The organism is Acinetobacter sp. 251-1 (assembly GCF_030329305.1).
In the GTDB taxonomy this organism is placed as follows: Bacteria; Pseudomonadota; Gammaproteobacteria; order Pseudomonadales; family Moraxellaceae; genus Acinetobacter; species Acinetobacter piscicola_A.
This window is the reverse complement of the sequence record NZ_JACANS010000035.1, coordinates 1-9,915: the sequence shown is the minus strand read 5'-3', so window position 1 is coordinate 9,915 and position 9,915 is coordinate 1. Positions and strand designations below refer to the sequence as shown.

9 protein-coding genes and 1 pseudogene are annotated in these 9,915 nt (G+C 38.7%); 3 read left to right on the top strand and 7 right to left on the bottom strand.

The window, feature by feature from the left end:
* Positions 1 to 322: 322 nt before the first annotated feature.
* Complete coding sequence (gene floR, locus HX129_RS17235) at positions 323 to 1,537, top strand: chloramphenicol/florfenicol efflux MFS transporter FloR (protein WP_000214122.1); 1,215 nt, start codon at positions 323 to 325, stop codon at positions 1,535 to 1,537.
* 180 nt (positions 1,538 to 1,717) lie between these two features.
* A pseudogene (locus tag HX129_RS17830) lies at positions 1,718 to 1,831 on the top strand (LysR family transcriptional regulator); the annotation flags it as partial.
* A gap of 35 nt (positions 1,832 to 1,866) precedes the next feature.
* Here HX129_RS17830 and HX129_RS17225 read toward each other — a convergent pair.
* The 6 genes from HX129_RS17225 to HX129_RS17200 form a co-directional block, all read right to left on the bottom strand.
* Positions 1,867 to 2,571, bottom strand: coding sequence for an IS6 family transposase (locus tag HX129_RS17225; RefSeq protein WP_005028420.1), 705 nt, complete (start codon positions 2,569 to 2,571; stop codon positions 1,867 to 1,869).
* 122 nt (positions 2,572 to 2,693) lie between these two features.
* The gene (locus HX129_RS17220; protein ID WP_005146114.1) at positions 2,694 to 3,251 is read right to left on the bottom strand and encodes a TetR/AcrR family transcriptional regulator; all 558 of its coding nucleotides are present in this window, start codon (positions 3,249 to 3,251) and stop codon (positions 2,694 to 2,696) included.
* Positions 3,252 to 3,596: an SMR family transporter gene (locus tag HX129_RS17215; RefSeq protein WP_005146112.1), complete on the bottom strand. Its 345-nt coding sequence runs from the start codon at positions 3,594 to 3,596 to the stop codon at positions 3,252 to 3,254.
* 265 nt (positions 3,597 to 3,861) lie between these two features.
* Positions 3,862 to 4,413 carry a plasmid replication DNA-binding protein gene (locus HX129_RS17210; RefSeq protein WP_180124978.1) on the bottom strand — a complete coding sequence of 184 codons (552 nt, stop codon included), beginning with the start codon at positions 4,411 to 4,413 and terminating at the stop codon, positions 3,862 to 3,864.
* Positions 4,414 to 4,543: 130 nt separating this feature from the next.
* Positions 4,544 to 5,689 carry a hypothetical protein gene (locus tag HX129_RS17205; protein WP_180124980.1) on the bottom strand — a complete coding sequence of 382 codons (1,146 nt, stop codon included), beginning with the start codon at positions 5,687 to 5,689 and terminating at the stop codon, positions 4,544 to 4,546.
* A 21-nt stretch (positions 5,690 to 5,710) separates the two neighbouring features.
* Positions 5,711 to 6,994 carry a MobA/MobL family protein gene (locus HX129_RS17200; RefSeq protein ID WP_286436371.1) on the bottom strand — a complete coding sequence of 428 codons (1,284 nt, stop codon included), beginning with the start codon at positions 6,992 to 6,994 and terminating at the stop codon, positions 5,711 to 5,713.
* Between the two features lie 377 nt (positions 6,995 to 7,371).
* On the opposite strand from HX129_RS17200, the gene HX129_RS17195 reads away from it, so the two are divergent.
* The gene (locus HX129_RS17195; protein WP_180124983.1) at positions 7,372 to 7,815 is read left to right on the top strand and encodes a hypothetical protein; all 444 of its coding nucleotides are present in this window, start codon (positions 7,372 to 7,374) and stop codon (positions 7,813 to 7,815) included.
* Between the two features lie 68 nt (positions 7,816 to 7,883).
* Here HX129_RS17195 and HX129_RS17190 read toward each other — a convergent pair whose 3' ends face one another.
* The gene (locus HX129_RS17190) at positions 7,884 to 8,906 is read right to left on the bottom strand and encodes a replication initiation protein (protein WP_180124985.1); all 1,023 of its coding nucleotides are present in this window, start codon (positions 8,904 to 8,906) and stop codon (positions 7,884 to 7,886) included.
* Positions 8,907 to 9,915 lie beyond the last annotated feature (1,009 nt).

The window sequence follows — 9,915 nt, the reverse complement described above, 5'->3', positions numbered from 1 at the left end:
TCACGAGCAATTGTTGGATGGAAAGTATCGACACGGATGAATACAGATATGGTGCTCGATGCATTGGAGCAAGCATTTAGGGCGGCAGAGGGGGCTGGAACGCTGAGTGCGCCCATGCCGCATTGCGAAGCAAAAGATAATCGGATAAAATGTAGCAATTCATATTCGTAAGCGTGGAGTAATCAGATGGGAAATTCCAAGTCAGCAGACAAGTAAGCCGCAACAACCAGTATTGTTGTTGCGGCGCTCTGTAAGGCTAGTCTCATCTGATTGCTGACGAGCAGACGTCGCCCGGTATTCCTTAATCGAGGGTTGATTCGTCATGACCACCACACGCCCCGCGTGGGCCTATACGCTGCCGGCAGCACTGCTGCTGATGGCTCCTTTCGACATCCTCGCTTCACTGGCGATGGATATTTATCTCCCTGTCGTTCCAGCGATGCCCGGCATCCTGAACACGACGCCCGCTATGATCCAACTCACGTTGAGCCTCTATATGGTGATGCTCGGCGTGGGCCAGGTGATTTTTGGTCCGCTCTCAGACAGAATCGGGCGACGGCCAATTCTACTTGCGGGCGCAACGGCTTTCGTCATTGCGTCTCTGGGAGCAGCTTGGTCTTCAACTGCACCGGCCTTTGTCGCTTTCCGTCTACTTCAAGCAGTGGGCGCGTCGGCCATGCTGGTGGCGACGTTCGCGACGGTTCGCGACGTTTATGCCAACCGTCCTGAGGGTGTCGTCATCTACGGCCTTTTCAGTTCGATGCTGGCGTTCGTGCCTGCGCTCGGCCCTATCGCCGGAGTATTGATCGGCGAGTTCTTGGGATGGCAGGCGATATTCATTACTTTGGCTATACTGGCGATGCTCGCACTCCTAAATGCGGGTTTCAGGTGGCACGAAACCCGCCCTCTGGATCAAGTCAAGACGCGCCGATCTGTCTTGCCGATCTTCGCGAGTCCGGCTTTTTGGGTTTACACTGTCGGCTTTAGCGCCGGTATGGGCACCTACTTCGTCTTCTTCTCGACGGCTCCCCGTGTGCTCATAGGCCAAGCGGAATATTCCGAGATCGGATTCAGCTTTGCCTTCGCCACTGTCGCGCTTGTAATGATCGTGACAACCCGTTTCGCGAAGTCCTTTGTCGCCAGATGGGGCATCGCAGGATGCGTGGCGCGTGGGATGGCGTTGCTTGTTTGCGGAGCGGTCCTGTTGGGGATCGGCGAACTTTACGGCTCGCCGTCATTCCTCACCTTCATCCTACCGATGTGGGTTGTCGCGGTCGGTATTGTCTTCACGGTGTCCGTTACCGCGAACGGCGCTTTGGCAGAGTTCGACGACATCGCGGGATCAGCGGTCGCGTTCTACTTCTGCGTTCAAAGCCTGATAGTCAGCATTGTCGGGACATTGGCGGTGGCACTTTTAAACGGTGACACAGCGTGGCCCGTGATCTGTTACGCCACGGCGATGGCGGTACTGGTTTCGTTGGGGCTGGTGCTCCTTCGGCTCCGTGGGGCTGCCACCGAGAAGTCGCCAGTCGTCTAACCGACGACTGGTAGCAGGCCCGCTCCGATGCGGCGCACTAACCATCGAAACCTCGTGAATGTCGGTATCCTGTCTGGCAGGATACCGCTCATTTCCCTTGTTCAGTTCATCGCCGTCGCCGAGCATCTGAATTTTCGGCATGCGGCCAAGGCACTTGGTATCAGCTAGTCGAGCGTCAGCGCGCGTGTGAAAGCGCTGGAGGATAACCTTGGTGTCCTGCTATTTGAGCGCCATGCGCGGGGCGTTCGGCTAACAGACGCAGGCAGGCACTTCATGGGGCACTGTTGCAAATAGAGATTTGAGTCGATGATGTTCCCTTTAAAAAGTACTTAGAGACCGAAAACCCTGTTGATTAGACACACTTCACCCTGAGGCTGACCATAATAAAATGACGATGCTTGTCCTTTACGTAGTGCACGCATGACTTCAATACCTTTAATTGTGGCATAAGCCGTCTTCATAGATTTGAATCCTAATGTGGCCCTGATGATCCGCTTTAGCTTGCCATGATCACATTCAATCACGTTATTTTTATACTTAATCTGCCTGTGCTCAAGGTCTGGTGGACATTTACCTTCCCGTTTTAACCGTGATAAAGCACGTCCATATGTGGGTGCTTTATCCGTGTTGATCACTTGTGGAATTTGCCACTTCTTCACATTATTTAAAATTTTTCCAAGAAAACAATAAGCTGAATGGGTATTTCGTCTAGCAGAAAGATAGAAATCAAGAGTATGGCCACGTTGGTCAACTGCACGGTATAGATATGCCCATTTGCCATTCACTTTTACGTAAGTTTCATCCAGATGCCATAAATGTCGATCTGTAGGATTACGCCAATACCAACGTAAACGTTTTTCCATTTCTGGAGCATAACGCTGAACCCAGCGATAAATTGTGGTGTGATCAACATTCACTCCACGTTCGGCCAGCATTTCCTGAAGTTCACGATAGCTGATGCCATATTTACAATACCAACGAACAGCCCAAAGAATGATTTCACCTTGAAAGTGCCGACCGTGGAAGGGATTCATCTGCTGTATCTCGAAATAAATAAGATATTTAGCTTATCATGTCAGCCTATTTGCAACAGTGCCGTTCTATGCACTGGATTTTTCTATCTGGGGCTTACAGTTCAAATTTCGAATAAGAGATTTTATGTTAAATAGGTTCGATTAAGCAGATCGTCTTCTAATTTTGAACATTGCTCATCATCAATGACTCCGGTAATACTTTGTAGCCACAACCCATCTGCTGCTAAACGAAGTAACTCTAAATCAGGATGACTATCCGTTTCTGCATGTTGAGATAATCTATTTTTTAGCCATTCCATCCAAATTTTATTAAAGGTAGGCTCTGTGATCATAGTCATTGATAACGCTGACCAAGCAGAAACCACCCCATCTATTTGATGGATAAAAGAACTATGAATATAAGCTCGTGTGAATTTACCATATTCTGTTGGATCGCGTTTAATCAAGTATTCAACTGTTTGATCTAAATCAAGAATTATTTGATTGAACATTTCTTCTATCAAATTTTTTTTATTCGGGAAATGGTGAAATACCCCCCCTTTTGTTATACCTACTGCTGTAGCAATATTTTGAATAGAAACACCAGAAATACCCTTTTGAGAAACAAGAATAGTTGCCTGTTCAAGGATGCGCTTTCGAATAACCTCTGGTTGCTTCTTTTGTTGCCGAATTTCTTTCACTTAATGACCTGCTGATTGCGAAAATAAATTAATAATTATTACGCCAGATACGATAAAACCAATTCCAATTAAAGCAGGATTATCTAGTGTCTGTTTAAAAACAAAGTAGCCAACTACAGCAGTTAGAACAATCCCAACACCAGCCCATATAGCGTATGCGATACCTAAAGGGATTGTTTTAATAACTTGTGATAATAAATAAAATGCCGTGCTAAAAAAAATAAAGACCATCACGCTTGGAAAAAGTTTTGTAAACCCTTCCGATTTAACTAAAAAACTACTTCCAATCACTTCGGAAACTATTGCAAATCCAAGTAATACATAAGCGAGTAACACACTGTTCATAAGTAATCATACCTAAAATATCAATCGGAAGGTATGTTAAATTTTCAAAAAAAAAATTATCAATAATTATTTTAGATTTTCTAAAATTAACATAATACACCTTATACGAAATGCGTTCTAATTATCTTTAGAAATCAATGCTGTAGTTTCTAGTTGATAGCCCAATCGCCACCGATTGGGCTTTTTTTATGATTTTTCACGTTCCACGCCTATTCTTTGATCAATGTTTCACGGTTTTAATAAGCCTTGGTAAACAATTCAACCTCTAGTCATCACTTAAAACAGCATGTAGCACTCGGCCCAATAAACCTCGTTTTTTAGGTTCCGGTGTTATCGTAGCAGCTTGCTGAATAGGCTTATTTTCTATTGCTGTAATTTGTTCGGGCTGTACAATTTCTTGTAAGTCTGTAGTTGTACGGATTTGTTCATTTGTACTGTAAGCCTGACTGTCAGGCTGAATATTTTTAGGGGTATAGCCAAGTGCTAATGTTAGGTTGTCAATTTTATCTTTAAGTTGCTCAATCTCTTTGTACATACGCCTTTCACGTTCTTCGGCAACTGATTTATCATGTCGTAATTCTTCAATCAATTGCTTGTACAGTTCAACTGTAGTGTTGTCAGTTTCCTTACTATCAGGCTTACTGTCAGCCTGACTGTTAGGCATACCGTAAACACGTTGCATTTCACTAAAATCAATGACTTTTCGATTCTTAGAGTCAATTTCATAACTAATAGAACCATTCTTCATACGATCATAAATAGATGTACGAGCGATTCCATATTTTTTGGCTAATTCTGCAACGGTGAATTTAGGCATTGTTCTTTGATTTGTTTTATAGCTATGAATAGTGATTCATCATAGCTGATTTTTTATTTAAATATGGGAGCCAAGCTTCTGTAAAAATAAAAAGACACTAAAGTGTCTTTTTATTTTTAAGCTGTTTTATTTACTTGGTAAATATATTTAAGTATCCATGTTGAGTTTGAACTTGATGAGCAGGTGTCTTGCTGAAATAACAAAAATCAATTGGACGGTTTTGCATAAATTGCTGCTTCGGCATGTACGCATTACATTCTTCTTTGTTGATGCTACGAAAGCCATTTTTCATCCAATTATTCTGTAAATCGACATAGCCAGTCGCTTTGTTTACAACGCTTTCAGCTGATTTGGTTGTGATATAAGAAGCACCTGCAACAGTTGCTGTAAATCCGATCCAAACTGTGGCAGCAATTAAAATCCAGTTCTTTTTAACCGAGGCTTTTTCTTGGCTAACGTGATTTTGATATGCTTCTTCACGTTGCATATAGATTCTATTTGATTTATCTGCTGTCTGCTGAATCTCTGAACTTATCGCTTTGAGCTGTTTTAAGTCGTTTTGATATGTTGAGATGACTTCTCTATGAAATTCTTTTGCACCGCTTTCGACTTCATTTTTTGTCTGTTGTAACGTCTTACTAAGATGCTGAAATGCTTTATTTGAAAGTGTTTCAGCCGTTTCTTTGGCTCCTGTCTCAATTTCAACTTTTAAATTTTGGACGACTTGCTGTGTCAATTTTGCAGATACATCATTAATAATTCTGTTGGAAATATCAGTTGTAATGATTTCAGTAAAACTATCTGCAATTGTGTTGACTTCGCTTTTCAACTTTTTGATCTGACTGATAGCGATATCAGTTGCAGCATTCATATTTTCTTTGTATGTCTTGCTTGAGCTGTGTAAATAACGATTAAGCTGTTGTGCAGTTTGATCTGCATTATTCAGTGTTTTGATTGTGTCATTAAGCTGTAGATTTTGTGCTTGCTGTTGCACGGTCTGAATTGCTTTTTCAGCAATACAGATTTGCTGCACGACACTATTTAACTGCTTGCTGACGTTTTGAATATCATCAAAACTTGATGCAATCTTGCTATCAAAATTTGATAGTGTTTCGATCAATTTCGGAAAGTTTGTACTGACTGTATCAGTCTTTGATGCAATGATTTTCAATTGCTCCAGTAGCTCAAACTTAGCCTTATTTGCCTTTTCATCCTGGCTTTCAATCGTGCTGACAATCGCTGTCAGTAAATCAATAATTTCGCTATTATCATTCATGTGACTGCTCCAAATTTTTAGTTAAAACGGTGAATAATCGTTGTCATCTTTCGGCTCTGGCTTTTCAGCTTGCTTCTGTTTCAAGCGTTCCAATTTTTGACTAAGTGTTTCTTGAGGTTCAGGTGTTGCACCTGGGGCATTGTTGGAGTTGGATTCTTTTAGCTTGTCTAGCTTTTCACGTAAATCGAGCGTTTCATGCTCGTGATCTGCAAGTTTGTTATCTATGAGCTGATGTGCATTATTGATCTGATCAAGTAAGTCTTGAGCTTCTTCATAGTCAGATTTCAGCTGATGTTTTAAGCTATCTAATAACTCTTTCTCAGCAAGTTTTTCACCGCTTAAAATCTTATATGCAAGCTCTTTCGGTAGTGGAACATTGATAAAATTTAGGTAGTCAGATTCAGTCTTTTGCTTCGCTTTTTGTTGCTTGTTGTATTCGTGAACGTCCATTTTTTTGCCTTGCGCAACACGGCTTTTCACCATCTCGCCTTCGTGAATTGTTGCGCTGATCTGCAAGCCCAAATTTTTATATGACTTATGTGTATAACGCTCAATTCGTCCATTTTTTTCTAATGCATCATTAAATAAATCGCACGGCTTTTGACGCATATATTGCAAAAAGTTTTGCTCAATATTCATTAAGTCGGGCTTATCTTTTTTAATCTCTGAGCCAAATTTTATCGGGTTAAAATCTTTAACTTGACTGCCAATTTTAAATGTATCTCCGTGAGATTTTTTCTTACGTTTTGACTTTAAATCTTGCTCTGTGAGTGCTTCAATTTTGCAATATGGAATCACAAAATGCACATGATTATTTTGAATCTGTAACTGTAAATCTTCTTTATCCTCAGGCAAATTATATTTTTCAATTTCTTCTAATCGAGCTTTTTTACGCTTCAAATTATCAGCTTCATGTATCGCATAACTAATACAAGTTCCATACTGTTCTGTGAAATCTTCACAGAATTTTTCGACAACTTTTATTTGTTCTTCTTGTGATAACTCTGGCGGTAAAGCAAGAATAGAACTATATGCAATAATGTTTGTAGATGCGTGACTATTATTCTCAATATGATTATAAAATTGTTCTTCATTCATTTCTGTTTTAATGCCATGCGGCATAAAAAAACCTGTATTAATTACACCTGATTTATGAGAAAAATTATGCTCATTTCCTGTTAAATTATTTTCTAATTTTCGAGCCATGATGTAAGCAATAATTCTTAAAATACTATGACCATTAGATTTTTTGACAGTCGAAACACGATGAGAATAACTATTTCGAATAACGATTTTATCACTCATATCATGCTCCAGTGACGGTTTTGCTTTTCTACTTTTAAGACGTTACATGAAAATAATTATTGTGCAAAGCACAATAAATTACTTTCTCATTAGAACGCCTTAAAAGTCCCCCCCTGCCCTAGTTTGGGAGGGGGCGCACGACTCAAAATGAATATGAAGCGAAGCGAAATGTTCATTTTGGGTTAAAGTGCGCTTTTTACTTCGTCATTTCTACAGTTTCAGAATTTTATTTCATAAAATTCTGAAACTGTGAAATGTCGTGTAAAAAGTTTAACGGAAATCTGATCTCACACTTCAATAGTTTAAAAACGATAATTTGATCTTGTTTTTTTTTCATGGTAATGATTAGATATTTTTATTTTTAAAAGGTGTTAAAAATGACTGAACAAAACAATACTCCAATTTTTGAAAGTAAAAAATATACTCAAGAAGTTAATGATCTTGTAAATAAAATTACAAGTAATAAACTAAATAAAGAAGAACTAAAAACTGCTAAAAAAACATTACAAAATATTCAAAAATTAGTTGGTGAAAGTCTTGAAGTATTTAACAATATTCTTCCAGATTTAACCCCAACTGAGAAAAAAATTGTAGATTCTCAAAAATTTGGTATTTCTGAATTAGTAATTAAACAAATTTTTGATAAAAGTGAAAATGTTTTAAATCAAAATGAACAAGAACAGTTTATTTGTTTACTCACTAAAGTTTTAAAATCTTCTTCAAAACGTGAACAGAATAAAATTTTTAAAAGTTCTGACGATTTGAAAGAAGCATTATATTTACACAATGATGACGCACGTAGAGAAAAATTAAAAAAATAAGATGACAAATTTTTGAGTACAGCTTTAACAAAATATTTTGTTAAAGCTGTACTCAAATTTTCTTAACATTAAAATGGAGCAGTCTCTTCAAAAGTTATTCCGAACTCTTGAAGTTTATTAAGCCATCGCTCTTGATTACCATTTTTAAAATCCTCTTTGATTCGATCAATCATCTCATTTATTGCTTCTCCTGACTCTTGAAAACGTGGGAGTAGTTCAGGTCTTTTTATAAGTTCTTTATAGACTATTGCTGCTGTAATTTTTGGTTGTTCTTCTTGTGGTTCATCTGGTACTTTTTTCTTTGGTTCTTCTGCTTTGACTGTTCGTTTTTTTGTTACAGTAAAATTGACATGGCTGGCTTTCCGACCTTCTTTTTTTTCAGCTTTATATTGAACAGATAATTCGGTCTTTAGGTTGATCAAGTCAATATGTGGTTTTAACACGAACTTTTTAAACTCTTTGTAATCGCTATATGACTGCAAATCAATATTTAAGGCTTCTTTTAGGTCGCTGATTGCAATATCAAAGTTAAAACGATATTCATTTTGAACTAATAATGGATATAACTTTAATCCATGTCCGTGCAGTCCTGAAATTGACTTGATTTGTAGCTTTGTGAAAGGGTGTTGTTGATTGAAGACATACATAATATGCAGAGCATAGTGTGTAAAACTGACTGTAAATCTCCCCTCTTTGTAAGCTGTTGAAGTGACAAGTCTAGTCCGTACATTCCCACGTTCTTCATTATGAAAAATAACGCTGTGATTGTAGAGAGCGTCAACAACACGATCTAAAGCAGCATAAGCCCCTTTTATATTCAAGCCAGTTAACTCTGCATACTCTTTTGCTGTAATTGAAAAGACTGTTTGCTCAGTTGGTAAGTCATTGGATAAGCGCACTTTAGGACTAAAAAACATGAGCAGCTTCAACATATCATCTTTTGGTGGCTTTTCGTGTTGAAGCAGCCAAAAAGCATTTTGAAGAACAGCGAGATGTTCAGGATATTTCTTCTCAGGAGAAAGTAATGGATACAATACTTTATCTTGTTCTGTGAAGTCGTTGATTGAACTCTTTTTAGCAGTTTTACTCACAATTTTTATTTTCATAAAGGGGGTGAAGTATTATTTTATAGCACCCCCTTTAATGTTAGTCAATGAGGATGTTTTTTTGTCTGCAACGCCACCCCCCTAGTCTGCAACGCCACCCCCCTCAGTCTGCAACGCCACCCCCCTCAGTCTGCAATGCCACCCCCCTTTAATGGTAATTTGTCTGCAACGCCACCCCCCCTAGTCTGCAACGCCACCCCCCTAAATACTCTGAAAGCACTGCTATATAAGACTTTCAGGTATGCCGTAAAGCTTTTTTAAAGCTTTTATAAAGCTGTAAAGCTTTATATAAAGCTTTTAAAAAGATTAAAAATAGAAAAAGAAAATCGCCCTTGGCACTCGGCAAGCCTCGTACTCTATTGCTGTTCGCTTACGCTCACAGCAGTGGGGCGATTTTGTAACTGTTGTATGTAATAACCAAAAGCAAAAAGAAAATTATGGCATTCGCTTCGCTCATGGCATTTTTAAAAGCAAAAGCTTCAAAGTTCGCACCCTTCGGGATGCTCTGTTACTTTCGTTGTGAAGCAAATGGAAGTTTGTAATCAGAGAAAAAACAGAATGAAAATCATATTTCATCAGTTCGCTCGTAGACACTCGCTCTGTAATTAATTGTTATTATTTAAAATTTATTAAAATTAAGGATAAATTTTGAATTTTAAGATTGAATAGAAATTTTACTTTTTCATATTTTTTGATTGCTATCTCTTAAGTTGATGAAAAATTTGGCTCTATTTGGCTCTCATTTGCGCTCAGTGTAGAGTTTTATGTTTTATGGATGGGGATCTACCATTAAGTATCTTATCGTTGAATTACGAGCAAATAGGAGCTAATTTTTCAACTGGATTTTTAGATGGACACTTCTATTTTGGAGTTACACCCGAATTTCGTATAAGAACCATTATGTAAACTTGGAGTACAGCCTAACGGAACAAAATAAAGTCTTAAAAAGCAACTCAAAAACCGTATTTATAGACTTAATATTTAATTTCGGTAC